Here is a 22,071-nt window from a genome sequence, read left to right as displayed (position 1 = left end):
TTTCTAATAACCTCGGAGGATAGTTAGCCATTATGCAGCCACATAAGACCAATGAAGGCGCACTGTGGGGCGGCCGCTTTTCTGGCGGTCCGTCAGAGGCCATGGCGGCATTATCGGTATCGACACACTTCGACTGGGTGTTGGCGCCGTATGATGTGCTGGCGTCAAAGGCACACGCCAAGGTATTGCACAGTGCAGGATTGCTTTCCGATGCCGACCTGCAGACCATGTTGAACGGCCTCGACGAACTCGGCGCCAAGGTGGCTTCGGGCGAATTTGGCCCAGCACCCAGTGATGAAGACGTGCACGGCGCCATGGAGCGCGGTCTCATTGACATCGTTGGTCCGGAAGTAGGCGGTCGTCTGCGTGCGGGGCGTTCCCGCAATGACCAGGTGGCAACCTTGTTCCGCATGTGGGTGCGTGATGCCATCCGTGATATCACGCTGCAAGTTTCTGACTTGGTAGAAGCTATCTCCGGCCAGGCTGAAAAGCATCCAGAGGCCATCATGCCGGGTAAGACGCACTCGCAGGCGGCACAGCCGATTCTGCTGGCGCATTCTTTGCTCGCGCACGCGCAGCCACTGCTTCGCGATATTGACCGTCTGAAGGATTTGGATAAGCGTCTGGCTATTTCTCCTTATGGTTCTGGCGCGTTGGCAGGGTCCTCGCTGCAGCTGAACCCTGAGGCGATTGCTGAAGAACTCGGCTTTGATGCTGCTGCGGAAAACTCGCTGGATGCTACTGCATCCCGTGATTTTGCTTCGGAAACCGCGTTCGTCCTGGCGCAGATTGCCGTGGATATGTCGCGCTTTGCTGAAGAAATCATCTACTGGTGTACCCCAGAATACGGCTACGTGACCTTAAGCGATGCTTGGTCGACTGGCTCCTCGATCATGCCGCAGAAGAAGAATCCTGATGTCGCGGAGCTCACCCGCGGTAAGACCGGACGCCTGATTGGTAACCTGGCGGGGCTTCTGGCCACACTCAAGGCACAGCCTTTGGCGTATAACCGTGACTTGCAGGAAGACAAAGAACCAATCGTCGACTCGGTGGCGCAGCTGAACTTGCTGCTTCCAGCAATGACCGGTCTGGTCTCCACGTTGGAATTCCACACCGACCGCATGCGTGAGCTAGCACCGCAGGGCTTTACTTTGGCTACTGACCTGGCGGAGTGGATGGTGCGCGAAGGCGTTCCTTTCCGCGAAGCGCACGAGGCATCAGGCGAATGCGTCCGCTTGGCAGAATCCAAGGGCGTTGACCTGGTTGACCTCACCGATGAAGAACTCAAGGGCGTCGATGAACGGCTTGCCCCTGCGGTTCGTGAGGTGCTCACCATTGACGGTGCTGTCGCATCACGCTCCACCAAGGGCGGCACTGCCGCGGTGCGCGTTAATGAACAGCGCGAGACCGTCAACAAGCTCAATGCCGAGTTCCGCACCTGGGCAAATACCCCAGTGCGCACGCAGGCTGCAAACTAAGCCGGCAACAGCTAAGCAAGAATAAAGGCTGTTCTCCCACCGTCGTTGTGGTGGGAGAACAGCCTTTTGCATTTATGCGCTGGCATCGAAACGCTCTTGCGCCGCGATGATGCTATCGAGCTCCGATTCAATGATCTTGGTCAGTTCCTGCAGTGGACGCGCGACTTTGATGCCCAGTTCGGTCAACGAGTAGTCCACGTGCGGCGGAATGGAGCTGCGCACTGCCCGGTTGACCATCCCGTCGCGTTCTAGTTGGCCGAGGGTTTGCGACAACATACGGTCACTAATGCCGTCGATCTTGCGGCGTAGCTCAGCAAAGCGCATACGAGAATCCGCTTCCAGCAACGCCACCATGGCCAGCGATCCCCAACGACCCGTGAGGTGCTGAAGTGCGCCACGGGAAGTGCACAGGGAAGAAAATACATCTGCGCAAAGCTTGGGATCTGGGGTGTTCTGCGGAGTGGACATGCTCATTACCTTAGTCCTTAAAAGGTTCTAAATAAAGTATTGCACTTACTTTTTAACAGTGCTATCTTTATCGCTGTACCCAAAGAAACCTTGAAATTAGGAGATTGAAAGATATGCGTATTGCAGTTACTGGTGCAACTGGTTACCTTGGCGGACTGGTCATCGATAAGCTCTTGGCACGTGATGTTGCCGCATCCGACATTGTTGCTATTGTGCGCAATGAAGAAAAGGCTCAACCTTTGGCAGAGCGCGGTGTAGTCGTTGCAGTCGCGACTTTCGATGACGAAGCTGCCTTGACCGCGGCTCTGGAAGGCGTTGATCGCCTGGTGTTTATCTCCGCATCTGAGGTGGGCAAGCGAATTGGTCAGCACTCCAATATCGTTAGTGCAGCTAAGGCAGCCGGCGTATCTTTCATCGCCTACACCAGCTTGCTCAACCTGGATAGCTCCGAGCTATTTTTGGCGCCAGAACATGCAGCCACTGAAAAGATGCTGGCAGAAAGCGGTATTGCGCACGCTAACCTGCGCAACGGTTGGTACTGGGAAAACTATGCCGCCGCTTTGGAAACCGGTAAGGCAATGGGCAAGTTCTTCTCTGCAGCAGGTGAGGCAAAGGTATCGGGCGCTGCCCGTCAGGACTTCGCAGAAGCAGCAGCTGTCGTTGTCACCACCGAGGGACACGCTGGCAAGAATTATGAGCTCGCTGGCGCTCCTGCCTTGACCTACCCAGAAATCGCCGCCCAGGTCGGCGAGGTGCTCGGCAAGGAAGTAGAGTATGTCAACCTCACCGTCGCGGAGTACGAGAAGTCTTTGCTCGATGCCGGTGTTCCTGCCGAATTCGCAGCTGGTCTCGCTGGAGCAGACCCAGTTATCGAAAAGGGTGCACTCTACTCTGAGAGCACCGATCTGCAAGACCTCATCGGTCGTCCAACTTCCTCTGTTGTAGACACCTTCAAGTAAACCCCGCGCAAAAACACCGCACTTCCTCTCGCGCCCTTTGAAAGTGGGGGAGGAAGTGCGGTTTTCTGTGTATTGGGGGTGATTCGAGGCTAGCTCAGATCCTGATTGGCTAAGTTTTCAAAGCATGACTTCTACTTCCCGGCCAGTTCCGGTAATGGGGAACTGATAGGTTTTGTAGGCGGCACGGTGTCACCGCAGGAATATCTTAAGTTGAATATGCCACCGTGGCGCGGCGTGATGTTGCCGAAGGCTTGGCAGCCCAAAGCTATGTAGAACGCGCTGAGCAAAACTTCCAGGCAGAGCCAGCAACGTTGTTGAAGTTCCGCCTCGGCGGGCAGCGCTGGCGCGAGGTCACCGAAAGCTACCGATAGCCGTTGGCAGTTGGGGTTCAGGCCTCAAATCCCACACACTCTTTCTCTTCCTCGCAATCCGCGTATCTTATGGCGCACGGCGTGATGGACGACAATCTGGAGACGCCCGCGACCATTGCCGAAGCGGCGGTGCAAGAAAAGCCCATATTCCTGGCGCAAGGGTTGACTGAAGGTTCCAGCGGGGATTCTTTTAACCAGTTTGTTCCCAATACTTCGCGCTAGTCCTTAGTCGGCCGAAGCGTGCGCAAGAATTTGCGCTTATCAATCTTGCGCCCACCGTCAATATTGAACATGAACTCGTCGCTCACCAAAGCGCCCCCGCAAGCAGAGGAGTTCTTCCAGGTATTCGAGGACAACCGGCATGTGCAGCAAGTCTTGGAGGAATACGGATTTGCAGCCCGCCGCTGCAGTCAGTAGTGCCTGCAGCACAGTTGGAGGAGGCCACCGCGTGGGCGGAAGAACTTGAAAGGTTGATGTAAATAAAAAGTGGCTTACCGCAGTGCTAGTGACGTTCACCGGAGTAGTAAGTAGTGGCCGCCGGCGGCTCTACGGGTGGAATTCTTGAGTTCGGCTTCAATTTTGGCGGAGCTGGAACTAAAGGCGCGGATGGGGCATCGTCAAGCGCTAAGCCTTTAGTCATTGCTGCGGCAACTGAACTCGAAGACCTGGAGCCAGCCATCGCTGCGGCATCGTCTGACTTGGGCATTGATATCCACATGGAATTTTCAGATCACACCTTGGCCAATATCCAGGAACTTGCCCACGGTAACTTTGGTGGCAACTATGATGCGACGTGGTTTGCCACCAATCGCTATGTGGCCATGGCAGACGGAGAGAATACCTCCGGGCGCAGCTACGACGAGTTCAAGCAGTACTACGACGGCTTACGCGGAGAGAAGAAACCAATACCGGTCTTTGTTATTCTCTACGGCGACGCTGATGTCAAAGAGTTAAGCGAGCTCGCTGACTACACCGGTCGCCGATTCTTCGACGCGCTTGATGGCGGCCTCAACGAGATATTCAAGGGGATTCGTGCTTACCAAAATCATCCCGCCCGCGATCGCCATACTCAGGGGCATTCGCCATTGGCTCACATGCCCGCACCCTTGCGGGCACCACGGCGCAAAGCGCATCCATTACGCCGAGTGCACCGAAGTTTCCTAGGCCAAGGAAACTTGCTTCTTGGACTCGCGTAGAAACCTCCGCGCATAGTGGCTGCAGGAGGAGTCGTCGGCTTGCATTTTATTGTCGGCATTGGTTTTGTGGCCAGTAGTCGCAGCTGCTGCATATGGAGGCGTTGCGCTGTTGACACCGCCCAAAAAGCAAGCCGATCCGTTGCCATTAACTGAACAAGAGCAAGCGCATGAGCTAAAAGAGGTGATGTACGCTCAGCTGCTCATATTCAATGAAATGACCCCGCGCGCAGTACAAATCGAGTTCTGGGATATGTACGAAGAAATCCACTGAGTGCTCGAAGACTGGGAGTGCTTTACTGAGTCCGGGGTCGCGAAGTCATCGATATCAAACATTATCCAACAGCACATCCCCGATGTTATGGACGCCTACCTGCAGGTGGTGGGACATGACCGCGATGAACATGTCGAGGGCATCGTCGGCATCCTCGATATCTTTCAGCAAGAAGCGGCGGGTATTCGCCAAGCCGCAGAAGCCAACTCCGTATCGATGCTGCGCGAGCGTACTTTAGCCGTCGAACTGCAATACGGGGTCATGCCAGTACTTAAAGATACTGACGGGTAAGATGGTCAACCATGAGTTTAGATCCCGCGCTAGTAGAAATCCTTGTGTGCCCGCAGGACAAAGGACCATTGCGATATCTGGTCAACGACCAGATCTTAGTTAATGAGCGTTTGGGCATTGCCTATCCCATCGAAGATGGCATCCCAGTCATGCTGGTCGAGGACGCCATTACCTGGCCCAAGGCAGAAGCCTAATCTGAGAACTTTTTAAGCTTTCTACAATCTAAACGAGGAATATATGAACATCATTGATGAGTTGCAATGGCGCGGTCTAATCAACCAATCCACCGACATCGACGCGCTGCGCGAAGCGTGTGAAGAGCCAATTACCCTCTACGTCGGCTTTGACCCCACCGGTGATTCCCTGCATGCTGGCCACTTGGTCCCCATGATTATGTTGCGTCGCTTCCAAGAAGCAGGGCATAAGCCCTTGGCTCTCGCAGGTGGTGCAACCGGCTTTATTGGCGATCCACGTGATGTGGGCGAGCGCTCCATGCTCACCCAGGAACAGATCGACAGCAACCTCGAAGCTATTAAGAAGCAGCTGCGTCAATTTATTGACTTCGACGGCGAAAATCCTGCGACCATGGTTAACAACGCAGACTGGACCATGAACATGTCTGTCATTGATTTCTTGCGCGATGTGGGCAAGAACTTCTCCCTCAACACCATGTTGGATCGCGACACCGTCAAGCGTCGCCTGGAAACTGACGGTATTTCCTACACCGAGTTTTCCTACATGCTGCTGCAAGCGAATGACTTCGTGCAGCTGCAGCGTAAGTACAACTGCACCTTGCAAGTTGGTGGCGGCGATCAATGGGGCAACATTGTCTCCGGTGTGGACCTTAACCGTCGTGTTGACGGCGTTAAGGCGCATGCTTTGACCTGCCCACTGGTTACCGATGCTCAGGGGCAGAAGTTCGGTAAGTCCACCGGCGGCGGCAAGCTGTGGCTGGATCCGGAAAAGACTTCTGCTTACTCCTGGTACCAGTACTTCCTAAATGCTGGTGACTCCGTCGTCATTGATTACCTGCGTTGGTTTACCTTCCTTAACCAGGAGGAAATCGCCGAATACGCCAAGGCAGTAGAAGAAGAACCATTCAAGCGTGCTGCTCAGCGCCGCCTGGCACAAGAGATGACCAACTTGGTTCACGGTGAAGAGGCAACCAAGGCAGTGGAACTTGCCGCGCAAGCACTCTTTGGTCGTGCCGAACTCACTGAGTTGGATGAGAAGACTCTCGAAGGTGCCCTCTCTGAAACCAATGTTGCCGAACTAGGTGCAGAAGATTCCTTCGGCATTGTTGATCTTTTGGTCGCATCCGGTCTGGCTGATTCCAAGGGCGCTGCACGCCGCACCATTAAGGAAGGCGGCGCTTATGTCAATAACCAACGCATCGAGTCCGAAGACTGGAGTGCCTCCGCGGAAGACTTCCTCCATGGAGCATGGTTGGTTATGCGCCGCGGCAAGAAGAACTTCGCCGGAATCCACCGCACCAACTAAAAGCGAGACATAACTTCAAAGCTTGAAAGCCCCGCAGCCTTTCATCCAAAGCACCGTTTAAAGCAATTAACCTTGCATTAGCGCAGACTTCAGATGAAATGATGCGGGGCTTCTTTTCATTCTTAGAGCTAAAACGATGATTTACCTGAAGATTTGTCAAAGATCTCGGTACTGTGTAAATTAGTCCAAGTCGCCGCGAGAGAGCGTGCGGCACAAAAGTTAACAACCGGTTGACAAACTTTAAACAGATTGTCTAAGGTAGTAACTCCAGCCAAGAGAGACGAAAGCTTCTTAGAAGAAGCTCAAATCATCTTGTGTGGTTGTTGTCTGAGAACTCAATAGTGTACCAATGTACTAGATTTTATATTTTTGTCTGTGTTGTGTGGATGAGGATTATGTTGGACTAGATACTTTGATTAGTGTTTGGTTGTTGGTGTGTACCGGATGTCACTTGTCGTTATGGAGTGTCATTGAAAATAGTTAAACTTTTTTAACGGTGCATATTGAATCGATGTAATTGTTGTCTGTATTTAATACGGAGATAAAACACTTTTACCTTGCTCAGCTGGATTTTGGTTTGGTTGGGTTTGTTGATTTCTTTATGTAGTAATTTTTGGTCAGCTTCACACATGGGGTTTAAGCGCTTTGTGTGTGTTGTTTGTCTTTTTTGTTAGGTTTTGGGCTTTTCACGCCTTTTTTGTGGAGAGTTTGATCCTGGCTCAGGATGAACGCTGGCGGCGTGCTTAACACATGCAAGTCGAACGGAAAGGCCTCTAGCTTGCTAGAGGTACTCGAGTGGCGAACGGGTGAGTAACACGTGGGTGATCTGCCCTGCACTGTGGGATAAGCCTGGGAAACTGGGTCTAATACCATATAGGACCGCATCTTGGATGGTGTGGTGGAAAGCTTTTGCGGTGTGGGATGAGCCTGCGGCCTATCAGCTTGTTGGTGGGGTAATGGCCTACCAAGGCGGCGACGGGTATCCGGCCTGAGAGGGTGTACGGACACATTGGGACTGAGATACGGCCCAGACTCCTACGGGAGGCAGCAGTGGGGAATATTGCACAATGGGCGCAAGCCTGATGCAGCGACGCCGCGTGGGGGATGAAGGCCTTCGGGTTGTAAACTCCTTTCGCTATCGACGAAGCCTTCGGGTGACGGTAGGTAGATAAGAAGCACCGGCTAACTACGTGCCAGCAGCCGCGGTAATACGTAGGGTGCAAGCGTTGTCCGGAATTACTGGGCGTAAAGAGCTCGTAGGTGGTTTGTCGCGTCGTCTGTGAAATCCCGGGGCTTAACTTCGGGCGTGCAGGCGATACGGGCATAACTTGAGTGCTGTAGGGGAGACTGGAATTCCTGGTGTAGCGGTGAAATGCGCAGATATCAGGAGGAACACCGATGGCGAAGGCAGGTCTCTGGGCAGTTACTGACGCTGAGGAGCGAAAGCATGGGTAGCGAACAGGATTAGATACCCTGGTAGTCCATGCCGTAAACGGTGGGCGCTAGGTGTAGGGGGCTTCCACGTCTTCTGTGCCGTAGCTAACGCATTAAGCGCCCCGCCTGGGGAGTACGGCCGCAAGGCTAAAACTCAAAGGAATTGACGGGGGCCCGCACAAGCGGCGGAGCATGTGGATTAATTCGATGCAACGCGAAGAACCTTACCTGGGCTTGACATATACAGGATCGGGCTAGAGATAGTCTTTCCCTTGTGGTCTGTATACAGGTGGTGCATGGTTGTCGTCAGCTCGTGTCGTGAGATGTTGGGTTAAGTCCCGCAACGAGCGCAACCCTTGTCTTATGTTGCCAGCACGTTATGGTGGGAACTCATGAGAGACTGCCGGGGTTAACTCGGAGGAAGGTGGGGATGACGTCAAATCATCATGCCCCTTATGTCCAGGGCTTCACACATGCTACAATGGTCGATACAGTGGGCAGCGACATCGTAAGGTGGAGCGAATCCCTGAAAGTCGGCCTTAGTTCGGATTGGGGTCTGCAACTCGACCCCATGAAGTCGGAGTCGCTAGTAATCGCAGATCAGCAACGCTGCGGTGAATACGTTCCCGGGCCTTGTACACACCGCCCGTCACGTCATGAAAGTTGGTAACACCCGAAGCCAGTGGCCTAAACTTGTTAGGGAGCTGTCGAAGGTGGGATCGGCGATTGGGACGAAGTCGTAACAAGGTAGCCGTACCGGAAGGTGCGGCTGGATCACCTCCTTTCTAAGGAGCATTATTTATATAACCCACCACGTGGTAGTAACCATGGTGTTGTTGGGTTGGTGGTTGATGGCCCGGATGTGGTCATGCCACCGGTTTGAATCGGAGTGGAAACACACCGCCAACCATATAAGGGTTGGTAACAGGAATTCTTTAAAACACTTATACAGGGACATAATTTTTCTAGGTAAATCGTTGGTGCACTGTTGGGTGTCTGGGACAACAATCCATTTTTGTGGATTGGTCCTGATGCTCACGCCAGGTCAAGGCAAACTGTTGCTGTTTAGCAGTGGTTTGCCCAGGGTGGTGTGGGGTGTTGTGTGAGAACTGTATAGTGGACGCGAGCATCCACCGCATGAATGTTTTGGCTTTGGTCATTGGTTTGTGTGGTGTGTGTAATTTTTTCTTATTTTTTCTGTGAGAACGCGCATGAACATCGGGTGTTAATGCTTGGTTGTTTGTGTGTTTAGTTATTTTTTTAGTTACGGTTGTTCACCCTTGCAGTTGCTTGGTCTTTTGGCTGGGTGGTTGTGGGGTGTGTGTTCGTTATTTAAGGGCGCATGGTGGATGCCTTGGCATACTGGGCCGATGAAGGACGTGTAAGGCTGCGTTAAGCCTCGGGGAGTTGTCAATTAAGCGTTGATCCGAGGATGTCCGAATGGGGAAACCCGCCTGCCGTTATGGGTAGGTACCTGCTGATGAATTCATAGTCAGTGTGGGGGTTATACGTGGGGAAGTGAAACATCTTAGTACCTGCAGGAGGAGAAAATAATAATGATTCTGCTAGTAGCGGCGAGCGAACGTGGATGAGGCTAAACCGTGTGTATGTGATACTTGGTAGGGGTTGTGCATGCGGTGTTGTGGGGCCATGATTTTCTGTTTCTACCAGAACAGAGCGCGCTATGTGTTGTTAGGTGAAGTGGGTTGGAATGCCCGGCCGTAGAAGGTGAGAGCCCTGTAGGTGAAGACGATGTGTGGTGTGTGTTGTGGTGCCCGAGTAGCAGCGGGCTCGTGGAATCTGCTGTGAATCTGCCGGGACCACCCGGTAAGCCTAAATACTCAGTGTGACCGATAGTGTATGAGTACCGTGAGGGAATGGTGAAAAGTACCCCGGGAGGGGAGTGAAATAGTTCCTGAAACCATGTGTCTACAATCCGTCAGAGCCCCTTGTGTGGGTGATGGCGTGCCTTTTGAAGAATGAGCCTGCGAGTCAGCGGCATGTCGCGAGGTTAACCCGTGTGGGGTAGCCGTAGGGAAACCGAATCCTAACTAGGGTGGCAAGTGGCATGTTCTGGACCCGAAGCGGGGTGATCTACCCATGGCCAGTGTGAAGCGATGGTAAGACGTCGTGGAGGCGCGAACCCACGTAGGTTGAAAACTGCGGGGATGAGTTGTGGGTAGGGGTGAAAGGCCAATCAAACTCCGTGATAGCTGGTTCTCCCCGAAATGCATTTAGGTGCAGCGTCGTAGTAGCCTGGTGGAGGTAGAGCTACTGGTTGGTTGAGCGGGACTATCATCTTAGCAACATCAGCCAAACTCCGAATGCCGCCAGTTGTGTTCTACGGCAGTGAGACTGTGGGGGATAAGCTTCATAGTCGAGAGGGAAACAGCCCAGATCGCCGGTTAAGGCCCCTAAGGGTGTGCTAAGTGGAAAAGGATGTAAGATCGCGAAGACAGCCAGGAGGTTGGCTTAGAAGCAGCCATCCTTGAAAGAGTGCGTAATAGCTCACTGGTCGAGTGGTTTTGCGCCGACAATGTAGTGGGGCTCAAGCACACCGCCGAAGCCGCGGCAAATATTTTTGATATTTGGGTAGGGGAGCGTCGTGCATGGGTTGAAGCAATACTGTAAGGAGTTGTGGACTGTGTGCGAGTGAGAATGCAGGCATGAGTAACGAATTGGACAGTGAGAATCTGTCCCGCCGGATGACTAAGGGTTCCTGGGTCAAGTTCGTCTTCCCAGGGTGAGTCGGGACCTAAGGCGAGGCCGACAGGCGTAGTCGATGGACAACCAGTTGATATTCTGGTACCCGTATATGCGCGCCCGTGGTAAAGCATTGATACTAACCACCCACAAGCATGTTCTGGTTGCCTTCGGGTTACTGGTTTTGTGTGCGTGCGTGGGGCCTGATATGTGGTCCAAGCGATGGGGTGACACAGTGAGGTAGCCATGCCACTTAGTGGATTGTTGGTGTAAGCGTGTAGGCCAAGTGATAGGTAAATCCGTCACTTATTTAGGGCTAAGGCGTGATGCGGAGCCTTTTTGGTGAAGTTGGTGATCCTGTACTGTCGAGAAAAGCCTCTAGCGATGTGTGTATATGGCCCGTACCCCAAACCGACACAGGTAGTCAGGTTGAAAATACTAAGGCGTTCGGGATAACTGTGGTTAAGGAATTCGGCAAAATGCCCCCGTAACTTCGGAAGAAGGGGGACCATGCTACGTGATACTATTTACTGGTGGAGCGTGGGGTGGTCGCAGAGAATAGAGGGAAGCGACTGTTTATCAAAAACACAGGTCCATGCGAAGACGTTAAGTTGAGGTATATGGACTGACGCCTGCCCGGTGCTGGAAGGTTAAGAGGACCGGTTAGAAACCTTGTGGTTTCGAAGCTGAGAATTTAAGCCCCAGTAAACGGCGGTGGTAACTATAACCATCCTAAGGTAGCGAAATTCCTTGTCGGGTAAGTTCCGACCTGCACGAATGGCGTAACGACTTCTCTGCTGTCTCAACCACAGGCCCGGTGAAATTGCACTACGAGTAAAGATGCTCGTTACGCGCGGCAGGACGAAAAGACCCCGGGACCTTCACTATAGCTTGGTATTGGTGTTCGGTTCGGTTTGTGTAGGATAGGTGGGAGACTGTGAAGCTGCAACGCTAGTTGTGGTGGAGTCGTTGTTGAAATACCACTCTGATCGGATTGGATACCTGAACCTTGGCCCATGATCTGGGTTGGGGACAGTGCCTGGTGGGTAGTTTAACTGGGGCGGTTGCCTCCTAAAATGTAACGGAGGCGCCCAAAGGTTCCCTCAGCCTGGTTGGCAATCAGGTGGTGAGTGTAAGTGCACAAGGGAGCTTGACTGTGAGACTTACAAGTCGAGCAGGGACGAAAGTCGGGACTAGTGATCCGGCACCTACTTGTGGAAGTGGTGTCGCTCAACGGATAAAAGGTACCCCGGGGATAACAGGCTGATCTTCCCCAAGAGTCCATATCGACGGGATGGTTTGGCACCTCGATGTCGGCTCGTCGCATCCTGGGGCTGGAGTAGGTCCCAAGGGTTGGGCTGTTCGCCCATTAAAGCGGCACGCGAGCTGGGTTCAGAACGTCGTGAGACAGTTCGGTCTCTATCCGCCGCGCGCGTTGAAACTTGAAGAAGGCTGTCCCTAGTACGAGAGGACCGGGACGGACGTACCTCTGGTGTGCCAGTTGTTCCGCCAGGAGCAGGGCTGGTTGGCTACGTACGGAAGGGATAACCGCTGAAAGCATCTAAGCGGGAAGCCTGTTTTAAGATGAGGTTTCTGTTGAGGTTCCCTACAGACTATAGGGTTGATAGGCCAGACCTGTACGCATTGTAAGATGTTAAGGCTACTGGTACTAATACACCAACAAACAAACACAACCAACACATGTTGTTGGTTTGTAACACGTAACGAGAAAAATTGACTCTTGTCGCACAGACAAAAATCAAGCACACCCTTTGTGGTGTGAGACGCGTCCACTATGCAGTATCTGACACAACACCCCAGGGCATCAGAACTTCTTTGTTCCGATGATTTGTCGGTGGCGATAGCGGCAGGGAAACGCCCGGTTACCCATTCCGAACCCGGAAGCTAAGCCTGCCCGCGCTGATGGTACTGCACCCGGGAGGGTGTGGGAGAGTAAGTTACCGCCGACAATTAAACAAAACACAACTAAATACAGAAAAGACCCGTGAAGAGACAACCTCTTTTCACGGGTCTTTTCGACGTTTTACAATCTTCCTTGAAGCCGAGCGTTCTGCGTAGAGGTAGATACGGGGTCGGTAGTGCTTCTATTCGGAGTGCGTGCCCACCCGGAGACCCATCATTAGCTTTGGTGGCGGCTGTTGAGGATCCGTTTATGTCCTCCGATTTGGCAGTGGCGCCAGCTTCGGTAGTTGTGGCCACTTTAGTAGTCGCGTCAGGTGCTTATTACGTGGTCTGCTTGAGACAAGACGTTGGCGAGCTCCACGTTTTGCCGTGAGAAATGAATATCGTATCTTCCGTACTCATGAAATATAACTCGCTTGATTTCATCAGGCGCATCAAGGTGCTCTTGCCAAGATTCCAAGAGCCAATATTGTCGGTCTTGCCACCACAGAGCAGCTGACTGCACAATGGCATGAGCGCGATCTCATGGTGCAACACGACGATGCCGGCGGCTGTGTAGTCACCTAGAGAACCGCCTGCAATAGTGTAGGCACTTGGGGCCGTGGTCCACACCTGACCTTCCTTCTTTGCCAAGTTCTTTGCCCATGGCACGATATGGTCCCAAAGTGAAGCATTTACGAGTTCAGTATTGCCTAAAAAGTCACCGCGAAGAGTTGTTTCTACGGGGGAGAAATAGACTATTGCTGAGTCATGCGGTTGGTATAGGTTCAGTAGTGGAACTTCCTCTGCGTAAACCTCAACGTCAGTTACCAGTAAAGTGCTTTTAATTACTCGGTTCTAATTACTCGGTTCGTCGGTAGATAAATCCAGGTGTTGAACGTTAGGCCTTGGGCTACTTCCGTTTGAAATTGTTGTAGTAGGGTCTTGGTTTTGCTACGGAATACGGAACAGTCGCTGGATTGCCTGCATGGTACAGCTCGTTGGACCACCAGGAAGCGTTCGAGTGGTCGTGGTCTGAGTTTTTGGTCATCAGCCCGGAATAGTTTTTATCGCCGTGCACATAGCGGCGCAGCCCTTCGGTGACAGCAGCTGCAAAGGATAGCGGGTTGCGTCGAGCGTATTCAGTGCGGGTGATGGGCTCTATGAGGGGCCAGACGGCATGTGCATGGCCATTGGCAGGGTTTTCGACTAGCGCGTTGGGTCGCCAGCCCTCACGATCCCAGATGGATTTAAGCAGGGCGTCCTCGTGATCGATATCGACGCCCAACAGATTGCTGACGGTCTGGGGATTGGCTTCAATGTAGCCGCGTTGTAGGGCGTTCTGACGAGAGCCGCGGTAGATGCCTTCTCTGAGGTTGTCGGAGGCTAGCTGCCAGATCGGTAGCCAAAGCTATTCTTAGCGCGTTGTGGTTTCTGACGTATGTTCGGCAATGGCACACCTGGTCTGCAATCGCTGGGATATCCGTAGGCGTGTTAAAAGGATGCGAGGAACCAAGTCAGATGTGTCCGCAAATTCGCGGTCGTTTTAGCGACTCCGCTGTCCACCCAAATGAGCGCTTGTAGAAGCTTCCTACCTAAATGCACCACCCTCAAATCAGCCAAGTGCAACGTCCTCCCGAAGGAGGGATTCAGACGAAACAGACTCAGGCTATCTAGGTCAGTAGCTTGCTCTGTAAGGTCTTGAGTAATTGCTGTCACTCGAGGTCTTCCAAACCTCTCCAAAATTATGACCACACCTCTGGCACAAAAGTGCACGGGCTGACATTTCTGTCACCCCTAGAAGCAATTTGAGCAGCCCTCTCCTAAAGACATGCTTGCGCAGAGCGGAACAAGCTAGACACTTAGCACGGACAAGTGTGCTTGACCTCGACCGTCTTGTTGCGGAGCGAGCTAGACAGTTAGGGAGCCTAACTAAGCTCGTTCCTTGCCGCAGATTACTCGGGAGGACCCATGAATGGTCCGTTGCACTGGGCTTGGGGATGTTTGTTAGATCTTTTTTCTTCCAGGTTGAAGCCAAGCTCGTCATAAAGTACTGTGCGGCAAGGAAAAATAATGAAGGTTCAGTGATTGGTGTACTATTCAGTATATGCTGACCATTACTAACCGTCTTGATGTGATGAACCGATTGGGCCGTGCGATGGCCGACCCAACTCGGTCACGAATCCTGCTGCTACTTCTCGATGGGCCGTCCTATCCGGCGATCATCACTCGAGATCTGGAACTTTCGCGGTCCAACGTTTCAAATCACCTCGCATGCTTGCGGGATTGTGGAATCGTTGTCGCGGAGCTGGAAGGCAGGAGAACGCGTTATGAGATCGCTGATCCGCACCTGGCCCGTGCGCTGTCGGCGCTTTTAGAAACGACGTTGGCAGTCAATGAGGGAGCTCAGTGCATCGACCCGAGTTGCCCGATCGAAAACTGTTGCACGGGAGGTGCCCGTTGAGCGCACCGACTATTACTGAACAGCGCCGAGCTCAGCTACATCGCCGCGTACGATTCATCGTTGGGTTCACGATCACCTACAACGTCATCGAAGCCATCGTCGCTATTATTGCCGGTTCTCAGGCCTCGTCAGGAGCCTTGATTGCCTTTGGCCTCGATTCCGTGATTGAAGTTCTGTCCGCTGTGGCCGTCGCCTGGCAATTCACTCGCACGGATCCCGAACGCTGGGAGAAAGTCACCGTCAAGCTCATCGCCATCGCCTTCTTCGCCTTGGCAGCGTACGTGACAATCGATTCTATTTTAGCGTTGACCGGCACCACACCGGTGGAGCACAGCCCGCTGGGGATCGGGATCGCCGTGTTGAGCTTGATTGTGATGCCAGCACTGGCGTGGTTCGAATACCGCACCGGCCGCGAACTGAATTCCAAGAGCGTTATGGCCGACGCCAAGCAGCTTGTACTTTGCGTCTATTTGTCCGGAACGGTCCTGTTGGGTCTGGTGCTCAACTCGCTTTTTGGCTGGGATTGGGCGGACGCTGTCGCAGCGCTTATCGTGGCCTTCCTCGCTGTGCGTGAAGGGCTTGAGGCCTGGCGGGGAGACGTTGAATCTCCCTTTGAGGTCCTCGATGAAATAGATGACGATTAACCCCGTCCATGCTTACCACGTTGCCAACGAAGTTAACCGCAACTTTTAGGAGCGAGAGATCATGCGTCGCTATTAATCGCATTGTAAACGGAGTCCACTGAGCATCCGACTTCGGCTGCAATGGCGCGTATGGATCATCCTGGTTTGCGCAGCTCCTGGATCTTCTGCCGACGTTCTTCAGCACGGCTGAGGTAGTTCTCTCTGGGCTCGGCTTGTCCATTCCATGATGTTGCGAATGCACAAGCCGGTTTTCGGCGACCTCACGTGCAGTTTTACCGTTGCGGGGAATTCGTTCTCTAGTTGTCATCGTTGATAGCTTTCCCGATCAGAGCTTTTTGCTTCGCTAAACGAGTTGCTGCGCTGCTTTTTCCTCGTGCTGATTGGATTGTGGTGAAGGTAGCTTCGTAGACGGCTGGCCCGTCGGCCCACATCCGTGATTGGGTGGTGAACCATTTGTGGATGCGGGTGGCAATTTGATGGGCCTCGTTTGTCGGAAGTGGTTCGCTGAACTCGCTGTTGAGTTCGAATGCATGTTGGCTGATTGCGGTAAAAGCCGTGAGAATTTCCAAGGTGGTGGCGGAGTTCCCGATATGCCCAAGTCCGAGCGGTTTCAAAGATCGCGCAGTTGCGTCCCAGACCCACAGGGTTTTGCGTCGTGTGCGCCGCCAGGATGGTGGCGGCATCAGTCCGTGACCGGGCAGATGCTCCTCAAGCTGTGGCAACGTGTACAACTGGTTGAACCGCGCAGTGCGGTTAGACGCTGTTCTTTCGGTTTTGGTACCGGTGTTCAGAATCGCTCCGGATGCCCATGCAGGCTCTGCTGTCTCGCGGAGGCTTCGGTAGGCTTATCTATCCGCTCCTGGGAGTTTGCCGTTAACTAGGCAGGCGCTTGGGATGTTAAGGAGGCCCTCCATGGAGTCCCACCGTGGAGGCCAGTCCCTCGGGATGTCGGTAGTGAGTGCAAGCCCGACATGATCGCGGGTATTTCTAATGTGCTAAATCTGTCGGTTTTGGCCATGTATGCATACTCTTTCTGACATATTTGCTTTCGGTCATTCTGATGTAAGGCAAGTCTGTCTGTAATGGGCATGTTGTCAATTACCGGTGAGGGTTTACTCATCAGTCGGACACAGACCATTTGGGGGTCGTACAGCACTGCAAATGCTTACGGGGTACCCATATGGATTTGCCCTGGGAGGTGTGAAGCCCAGAAGAACGCGCGACCGGTCTTGTCCTTATACAGATAGTTTGAAAAGGAAGACGACGACTTTGGTCCGCAAGCGAAAGGTGATCAACGGTGCTGTCTATTCTTGAGTGATGAAAACGGTTTCTTCATCCAATGCTCTGATGAGGTTAAAGAGCAGGGCGTTAATAATTTCTGGGACAACACCTGACCCGATTCAGAGCGCAGTAGCTTATGCGCCCGATTCCATCGTCGTAGCGAAGAACTCCGGCGACTCAGCATTCGATGAGATTGACCGACTCGAGCAGATCGTATCAGTCCTGGTGGTTGATTAGTCTGACGCGTCTTGGCAGGACGTCACCACAAGGATTGGTGAAGCCAACGGCCAAGAGGAAGAAGCTGAGGAAGTCGTCGCTGATTTCGACAACCGTACTGACGAAGTGCGGGATCAGATTGCGCTTCCCGTTGGCACTACCTCATCCTCCATTGTCTTCGGCGATGGAGAAGGGGCAGCAGCGCTTACACCGGAAGCTCCTCAGAATCACCAGCCTTTCTCGTTTGGGCTTCGACCTGACTGAGGTGCCGGAGGATATCAAGGGTGATACCTCGGTGGGTAAGGGCCGAGGGGAGATCATCAGTCTTGCATTGGAGTACGTCCAAGCAGGTTTACCTAGCGATAACTGGATTTCGGTTTCCTATAGCAAGGATAGCGAAGAAGAGCTTTGGAGCCAGCCCGACTTTAGTACTGCTCCGCAGTGGTCGAGGACCGTTTGTACACCCTTCCGCCATCAACCTTCCGCCTAGACTACTTCCAGGCGAATATTTTGCTGGCTTATGCGATCGCGATGAATAAGTACAAAAAATCCCGACCGTTGAGGTGCAGCGAGAGTAAAATCCATCTCGCAGCAACCTTTTCGGCGGGATTTTTTATTTATGTCGGCGGGTGGCGGTGTGGTGCACGAGACAGTCATAAGATTCCAGGATGTGGAATCTGTTTTCAGCGCTTTCGCGGGTAGAATGGCCAGAGTTAATCTGCCATAAGTAGCAATGAAAGAGAATGTGAATGTCAGAGCGTTATAACGAAGGCCGCCGTGAAGAGTCGCGGGGTCGTCGCTCCGACTCGCACGGTTCTAATCGTCGAGACAACCGCCAATCTGGTCGTGGTGACCGTCGTGAGTGGAACAACGAACGCCAGGACCGTCAGGGTCGAGGTGACTGGAAGTCTCGTCGTGAAAATGATCGAAGTCGCCGCAGTGATGATCGTCCGGGTTCCGCCCGCAGCAACTGGCGTGATGATCGGAATGACCGTGACGAACGTCGTGGTGGAGGAGACCGTCGAGAGGGCGGCCGTCGGGACTGGCAGTCCCGTGGAGAACGCGGTGGGGATAACCGTGATAACCGACGTGGCGAGCGCCGTGAAGGAGACCGCCGAGATGGCGACCGCCGCGGCGGCCAGCGTCGAGACGGCGAGCGTCGGTACAACGACCGTGGAGATCGCCACAATGATGAGCGCCGTGGTGATTCACGCGGTCGTGGACACGCGAACCGTGGAGGCCGTGCAGAGCAAGAGCGCGCTGGTCGCAACTTAGCGCCGCAGCGTTCCGGTTTCCGCGAAGAGCGCATTAATCGCCGCATGGCTGATCCGGACTTGCCTGATGATATCGATATCAATGACTTGGATCCGTTGATCCTGCAGGATCTTCGGGTGTTATCTAAAGACAATGCTGAAGAAACTGCCAAGCATATGATCATGGCCGCTGAGTGGATGGAAGACGATCCGCAGCTTGCCCTTCGTCACGCGCGTGCAGCTAAGGACCGTGCTGGTCGTGTTGCTGTTGCCCGTGAGGTCAACGGTATTGCCGCCTACCACGCAGGTGAGTGGAAGGAAGCACTTGCCGAATTACGCGCCGCACGCCGTATTTCCGGTGGACCAGGAATGCTTGCAGTGATGGCAGACTGCGAGCGCGGATTGGGTCGCCCTGAAAAGGCTATCGAGCTAGGCCGTAGCGAAGAGGCGCAACAGGTTGACGCTGAAACAGCTATCGAGCTTGCCATCGTGGTCGCTGGCGCACGGCAGGACTTGGGTCAGAATGATTCTGCAGTGGTCACTCTTCAGCGTGCGAACCCGTCCAAGGATGCAAAGGGCATTCCTGCCATGCGTTTGAGCTACGCTTATGCTAATGCCCTGGCTGAAGCGGGCCGCAAGAAAGAAGCCAAGGAATGGTTCGAGCACACCGCAAAGCTCGACGTTGACCAATGGACTGACGCGCACGAGCGTCTAAAGGAGTTCTAAAACCTCAATGAGCCTGATCAAGCAACACGACGCACTGCTTTTAGACCTAGACGGAACCGTCTGGGAAGGTGGTCGCGCCATTGATGGAGCGGTAGATTTCATCAACAGTTGTGCGCTGCCGAGCATCTATGTCACCAACAATGCTTCGCGTGCGCCTGAGATCGTGGCTGAGAAGCTCTCTGCAATAGCGCTGAAAGCAACCGCAGACGATGTGCTGACTTCCGCGCAAGCTGCAGTGACTTTGGCCGGAGAACAAGTTTCCCCAGGGGCGAAAATCCTCGTCATCGGCGCAGACTCATTCCGCGATTTGGTCCGAGACGGGGGCTACACCGTCGTGTCCTCGGCTGACGATCAGCCAGCGGCGGTTTTACAGGGATTTGACCCCTCAGTCGGCTGGGAACAGCTCACCGAAGGAGCGTTGGCTATTCGCCAAGGAGCCGTATACATCGCTTCGAATCTAGATACCTCCTTGCCGACCGAACGTGGATTGGCAGTAGGCAATGGATCTTTAGTTGCCGCTGTACAGACTGCGACCGAAGTAGCACCAGTTTCCGCTGGTAAGCCGGAACCGGCGATGTTCGTTCAGGCAGCACATCGACTTGGCTCTACTAAGCCTCTTGTTGTTGGTGATCGCCTAGATACAGATATCGCGGGCGGCAATGCAGCGGCGATGACAACCTTCCATGTGCTCACGGGAGTCTCCCATGAAATAGCACTGTTGGAGGCTGATGTAGAGCACCGCCCTAATTTCATTGGTGAGTCGTTGGCGGATATGGCTCGCAATGCGAATGAATTACGTCCTGGACCGCAGGGCGGGTTTACCGCGCGTGTCGATGGTCTAGATCTGTTAATTGACAGTGGTGATGCCGACGCTACATCCATTCAGGCACTGCGCACAGCATTGGAAGTCGCGTGGTCGATGTCTAAGCCCCCGCGCTACATCCAGCCGGTTTCCGACAAGGCTAAAGAAGTAATCCAAGGCTGGCGCTAATGACTGGTCCAATTCCTCATGATCCGCGGGTGTTACCAATAACGCCCGAAGAGCTAAATCAGTCCATTGAAGAAGTCTTATCGCAACCAGTAGCTGATCTTGCTGCAGAAGCAGAGCAGCTTAATCAAGCTCATGAGCTGCTGCGGGCAGCACTACAGGAGAATTAATGCCACCTCAACGCCGACGACTTGATGCAGAACTCGTTCGCCGTAAAATCGCGCGCTCGCGAGAACATGCCGTTGAGCTCATCAAAGATGGCCGCGTCTTCGTTGGTGGCTTTAAAGCATCTAAGCCAGCCTCTGTAGTAGAACCAGAAGTATCAATTCGAATCGAAGGCGGCGATGACGCTAATTGGGCATCCCGCGGGGCGCATAAACTCCTTGGCGCGCTGGAAGCCTTTGACGTAGAGCTTAAGGGCAAGAAGGTGTTAGATGCCGGGGCATCGACAGGCGGCTTTACTGATGTCTGCCTGCGCGGGGGTGCTGCGGAAGTCTATGCCGTCGATGTCGGATACGGGCAGCTTTTGTGGCGCTTGCAAAATGATGACCGGGTAAAAGTTCGTGACAGAACCAATATTCGTTACCTGACGCTGGATGACACCGAAGGCCCATGCGATCTCATGGTGGGTGATTTGTCCTTCATCTCCTTGAAGCTGACCCTGCCAGCAATGGCAAAGGTGATGGCCCCCGGTGCTGTCATGCTGCCGATGGTCAAACCCCAGTTCGAAGTGGGCAAAGACCGCGTCGGTGCCTCCGGAGTGGTGCGCTCCCCAGAATTGCGCGCAGAAGTAACCCTGGAAGTTGCAACATTCGCGAAAACTCTGGGACTCAGCTGCCACGGAGTAGTTGCCTCACCACTGCCCGGGCCGAGCGGCAACGTAGAATATTTCCTAAAGCTTCTCAATGACGGCGGTGCCACGCACCCTTCGGAAGAAGAGCTTCTATCAATGATTGAAACTGCAATAAAGGATGGTCCTCAGTGAGTGAATCAGCACAGAGTGCTTCTCCCCGCAGAATTCTTCTCGTTCCCCATACTGGCCGCGCTAGCAATATTCGCGACGCCGAACGTGCAGCAGAACTTCTTGTCGCTGCAGGCATTGAGCTGCGCGTAGTTGCGCGTGAGCCCATTGAGGCTCCATCTATATTGTCGACATTTCCTTATATGTCGCATGACTTCAAAGCAGCAGAAGGTTGCGAATTAGTCTTAGTACTAGGCGGTGACGGCACTTTCTTGCGCGCAGCAGACCTGGCACGCAAGGTGGGGGCTCCTGTGCTGGGCATCAATCTCGGCCACGTGGGCTTTCTTGCAGAAGGCGAGCGTTCATCGCTGGAAAACTCTATTCAGAGGGTCATCGATAAGAGCTACCGCGTCGAAGACCGCATGACGATTGACTGCACCGTCATCGATGAGCACGGCGAAGTCATCGGTGAAGACTGGGCGTTGAATGAGGCCAGTATTGAAAACCTGGATCGCTCGGGAGTTCTCGACGCGATTTTGGAAGTCGACCAACGCCCGGTGATGGCCTTTGGTTGCGACGGCGTTCTGGTTTCTACTCCTACTGGCTCAACTGCGTATGCGTTCTCCGCGGGCGGGCCTGTGCTGTGGCCAGAACTTGATGCCATCTTGGTGGTGCCCAATAACGCGCATGCGCTGTTTACCAAACCTTTGGTGGTGTCACCAGATTCCTCAGTCGCGGTGGAATCTGCTTCGTTGACCTCTCCCGCCGTCGTTATTTTGGATGGCTTCCGTGAGATCAGCATGCCTCCGGGGTCCCGTATTGAAGTAACCCGCGGTTCACGTCCGGTGCGCTGGGTGCGTCTGGACGATGAGCCTTTCACGGACCGCTTGGTAACCAAGCTGCATCTACCGATTCAAGGGTGGCGCGGCCCGCACCGCTAAAGTTGCAGGTTAAATATCTGCAAC

Annotated in this window: 21 protein-coding genes and 3 rRNA genes; 20 read left to right on the top strand and 4 right to left on the bottom strand. The window is 53.6% G+C overall.

Annotated features, from left to right (window positions below):
- Positions 1 to 32: 32 nt before the first annotated feature.
- A complete protein-coding gene (gene argH, locus CSTAT_RS07070) occupies positions 33 to 1,478 on the top strand; it encodes an argininosuccinate lyase (protein ID WP_075722936.1) in 1,446 nt (481 codons plus the stop codon).
- Between the two features lie 72 nt (positions 1,479 to 1,550).
- Here the strand turns inward: argH and CSTAT_RS07065 are convergent, their stop codons facing one another.
- On the bottom strand, positions 1,551 to 1,946 hold the full coding sequence (locus CSTAT_RS07065; protein WP_156845151.1) for a winged helix-turn-helix transcriptional regulator: 396 nt from the start codon (positions 1,944 to 1,946) through the stop codon (positions 1,551 to 1,553).
- 113 nt (positions 1,947 to 2,059) lie between these two features.
- Between CSTAT_RS07065 and CSTAT_RS07060 the strand changes: the two genes are divergently transcribed.
- From CSTAT_RS07060 to rrf, 11 genes are all read left to right on the top strand, one after another.
- Complete coding sequence (locus CSTAT_RS07060) at positions 2,060 to 2,905, top strand: SDR family oxidoreductase (RefSeq protein WP_075722934.1); 846 nt, start codon at positions 2,060 to 2,062, stop codon at positions 2,903 to 2,905.
- 224 nt (positions 2,906 to 3,129) lie between these two features.
- Positions 3,130 to 3,276: a hypothetical protein gene (locus tag CSTAT_RS13460; protein WP_156845101.1), complete on the top strand. Its 147-nt coding sequence runs from the start codon at positions 3,130 to 3,132 to the stop codon at positions 3,274 to 3,276.
- Between the two features lie 81 nt (positions 3,277 to 3,357).
- A complete protein-coding gene (locus tag CSTAT_RS13455; RefSeq protein WP_156845100.1) occupies positions 3,358 to 3,498 on the top strand; it encodes a hypothetical protein in 141 nt (46 codons plus the stop codon).
- Between the two features lie 308 nt (positions 3,499 to 3,806).
- Complete coding sequence (locus tag CSTAT_RS07055; RefSeq protein WP_075722933.1) at positions 3,807 to 4,472, top strand: vWA domain-containing protein; 666 nt, start codon at positions 3,807 to 3,809, stop codon at positions 4,470 to 4,472.
- Positions 4,473 to 4,581: 109 nt separating this feature from the next.
- The gene (locus CSTAT_RS07050) at positions 4,582 to 4,743 is read left to right on the top strand and encodes a hypothetical protein (protein WP_169833258.1); all 162 of its coding nucleotides are present in this window, start codon (positions 4,582 to 4,584) and stop codon (positions 4,741 to 4,743) included.
- Positions 4,744 to 5,034: a hypothetical protein gene (locus CSTAT_RS07045; RefSeq protein ID WP_075722931.1), complete on the top strand. Its 291-nt coding sequence runs from the start codon at positions 4,744 to 4,746 to the stop codon at positions 5,032 to 5,034.
- Between the two features lie 11 nt (positions 5,035 to 5,045).
- Positions 5,046 to 5,228, top strand: a complete 183-nt coding sequence (locus CSTAT_RS07040; protein ID WP_075722930.1) for a Trm112 family protein — start codon at positions 5,046 to 5,048, stop codon at positions 5,226 to 5,228.
- Positions 5,229 to 5,271: 43 nt separating this feature from the next.
- Positions 5,272 to 6,534, top strand: coding sequence for a tyrosine--tRNA ligase (gene tyrS / locus CSTAT_RS07035; protein ID WP_066794240.1), 1,263 nt, complete (start codon positions 5,272 to 5,274; stop codon positions 6,532 to 6,534).
- 696 nt (positions 6,535 to 7,230) lie between these two features.
- Positions 7,231 to 8,753 (top strand): 16S ribosomal RNA (locus CSTAT_RS07030).
- A 536-nt stretch (positions 8,754 to 9,289) separates the two neighbouring features.
- Positions 9,290 to 12,365 (top strand): 23S ribosomal RNA (locus tag CSTAT_RS07025).
- Positions 12,366 to 12,522: 157 nt separating this feature from the next.
- A 5S ribosomal RNA gene (gene rrf / locus CSTAT_RS07020) occupies positions 12,523 to 12,641 on the top strand.
- The 16S, 23S and 5S rRNA genes sit together here, the layout of an rRNA operon.
- 274 nt (positions 12,642 to 12,915) lie before the next feature.
- Here rrf and CSTAT_RS07015 read toward each other — a convergent pair.
- Positions 12,916 to 13,245: a hypothetical protein gene (locus CSTAT_RS07015; RefSeq protein WP_156845099.1), complete on the bottom strand. Its 330-nt coding sequence runs from the start codon at positions 13,243 to 13,245 to the stop codon at positions 12,916 to 12,918.
- Between the two features lie 241 nt (positions 13,246 to 13,486).
- Positions 13,487 to 13,936 (bottom strand): replication initiation protein, encoded by a 450-nt coding sequence (locus CSTAT_RS07010; protein ID WP_272867671.1) that lies wholly within the window; start codon positions 13,934 to 13,936, stop codon positions 13,487 to 13,489.
- Between the two features lie 744 nt (positions 13,937 to 14,680).
- On the opposite strand from CSTAT_RS07010, the gene cmtR reads away from it, so the two are divergent.
- Both cmtR and CSTAT_RS06995 read left to right on the top strand, forming a co-directional pair.
- Positions 14,681 to 15,037 carry a Cd(II)/Pb(II)-sensing metalloregulatory transcriptional regulator CmtR gene (gene cmtR / locus CSTAT_RS07000; protein WP_075722926.1) on the top strand — a complete coding sequence of 119 codons (357 nt, stop codon included), beginning with the start codon at positions 14,681 to 14,683 and terminating at the stop codon, positions 15,035 to 15,037.
- Positions 15,034 to 15,681, top strand: coding sequence for a cation efflux transmembrane domain-containing protein (locus tag CSTAT_RS06995; RefSeq protein ID WP_066794229.1), 648 nt, complete (start codon positions 15,034 to 15,036; stop codon positions 15,679 to 15,681). The genes cmtR and CSTAT_RS06995 overlap by 4 nt, the downstream gene beginning before the upstream one ends.
- Before the next feature lie 296 nt (positions 15,682 to 15,977).
- Here CSTAT_RS06995 and CSTAT_RS06990 read toward each other — a convergent pair whose 3' ends face one another.
- On the bottom strand, positions 15,978 to 16,403 hold the full coding sequence (locus tag CSTAT_RS06990; RefSeq protein ID WP_244892801.1) for a hypothetical protein: 426 nt from the start codon (positions 16,401 to 16,403) through the stop codon (positions 15,978 to 15,980).
- 595 nt (positions 16,404 to 16,998) lie between these two features.
- On the opposite strand from CSTAT_RS06990, the gene CSTAT_RS06985 reads away from it, so the two are divergent.
- From CSTAT_RS06985 to CSTAT_RS06960, 6 genes are all read left to right on the top strand, one after another.
- Positions 16,999 to 17,199 (top strand): hypothetical protein, encoded by a 201-nt coding sequence (locus CSTAT_RS06985; RefSeq protein WP_075722924.1) that lies wholly within the window; start codon positions 16,999 to 17,001, stop codon positions 17,197 to 17,199.
- 728 nt (positions 17,200 to 17,927) lie between these two features.
- A complete protein-coding gene (locus CSTAT_RS06975) occupies positions 17,928 to 19,157 on the top strand; it encodes a tetratricopeptide repeat protein (RefSeq protein ID WP_075722922.1) in 1,230 nt (409 codons plus the stop codon).
- Positions 19,158 to 19,164: 7 nt separating this feature from the next.
- Positions 19,165 to 20,148: an HAD-IIA family hydrolase gene (locus tag CSTAT_RS06970; RefSeq protein WP_075722921.1), complete on the top strand. Its 984-nt coding sequence runs from the start codon at positions 19,165 to 19,167 to the stop codon at positions 20,146 to 20,148.
- The gene (locus CSTAT_RS13595; protein WP_169833257.1) at positions 20,148 to 20,315 is read left to right on the top strand and encodes a hypothetical protein; all 168 of its coding nucleotides are present in this window, start codon (positions 20,148 to 20,150) and stop codon (positions 20,313 to 20,315) included. The genes CSTAT_RS06970 and CSTAT_RS13595 overlap by 1 nt, the downstream gene beginning before the upstream one ends.
- Positions 20,315 to 21,130 carry a TlyA family RNA methyltransferase gene (locus CSTAT_RS06965; RefSeq protein WP_066839706.1) on the top strand — a complete coding sequence of 272 codons (816 nt, stop codon included), beginning with the start codon at positions 20,315 to 20,317 and terminating at the stop codon, positions 21,128 to 21,130. The genes CSTAT_RS13595 and CSTAT_RS06965 overlap by 1 nt, the downstream gene beginning before the upstream one ends.
- The gene (locus tag CSTAT_RS06960) at positions 21,127 to 22,047 is read left to right on the top strand and encodes an NAD kinase (protein WP_066839708.1); all 921 of its coding nucleotides are present in this window, start codon (positions 21,127 to 21,129) and stop codon (positions 22,045 to 22,047) included. Before CSTAT_RS06965 ends, CSTAT_RS06960 begins: the two co-directional genes overlap by 4 nt.
- The last annotated feature ends 24 nt before the right edge of the window (positions 22,048 to 22,071 follow it).

This window comes from Corynebacterium stationis (genome assembly GCF_001941345.1).
Classification (GTDB): Bacteria; Actinomycetota; Actinomycetes; order Mycobacteriales; family Mycobacteriaceae; genus Corynebacterium; species Corynebacterium stationis.
This window is presented reverse-complemented; position numbering and strand designations above follow the sequence as displayed.

Excerpts from the sequence above, each read along its gene's own strand:
- CSTAT_RS07065 (WP_156845151.1), bottom strand. The coding sequence starts at position 1,946 with ATGTCCACTCCGCAGAACACCCCAGATCCCAAGCTTTGCGCAGATGTA.
- CSTAT_RS13595 (WP_169833257.1), top strand. The coding sequence starts at position 20,148 with ATGACTGGTCCAATTCCTCATGATCCGCGGGTGTTACCAATAACGCCC.
- CSTAT_RS07040 (WP_075722930.1), top strand. The coding sequence starts at position 5,046 with ATGAGTTTAGATCCCGCGCTAGTAGAAATCCTTGTGTGCCCGCAGGAC.
- CSTAT_RS06975 (WP_075722922.1), top strand. The coding sequence starts at position 17,928 with ATGTCAGAGCGTTATAACGAAGGCCGCCGTGAAGAGTCGCGGGGTCGT.
- CSTAT_RS07060 (WP_075722934.1), top strand. The coding sequence starts at position 2,060 with ATGCGTATTGCAGTTACTGGTGCAACTGGTTACCTTGGCGGACTGGTC.
- CSTAT_RS06965 (WP_066839706.1), top strand. The coding sequence starts at position 20,315 with ATGCCACCTCAACGCCGACGACTTGATGCAGAACTCGTTCGCCGTAAA.
- tyrS (WP_066794240.1), top strand. The coding sequence starts at position 5,272 with ATGAACATCATTGATGAGTTGCAATGGCGCGGTCTAATCAACCAATCC.
- CSTAT_RS06985 (WP_075722924.1), top strand. The coding sequence starts at position 16,999 with ATGAAAACGGTTTCTTCATCCAATGCTCTGATGAGGTTAAAGAGCAGG.
- cmtR (WP_075722926.1), top strand. The coding sequence starts at position 14,681 with ATGCTGACCATTACTAACCGTCTTGATGTGATGAACCGATTGGGCCGT.
- CSTAT_RS06970 (WP_075722921.1), top strand. The coding sequence starts at position 19,165 with ATGAGCCTGATCAAGCAACACGACGCACTGCTTTTAGACCTAGACGGA.
- argH (WP_075722936.1), top strand. The coding sequence starts at position 33 with ATGCAGCCACATAAGACCAATGAAGGCGCACTGTGGGGCGGCCGCTTT.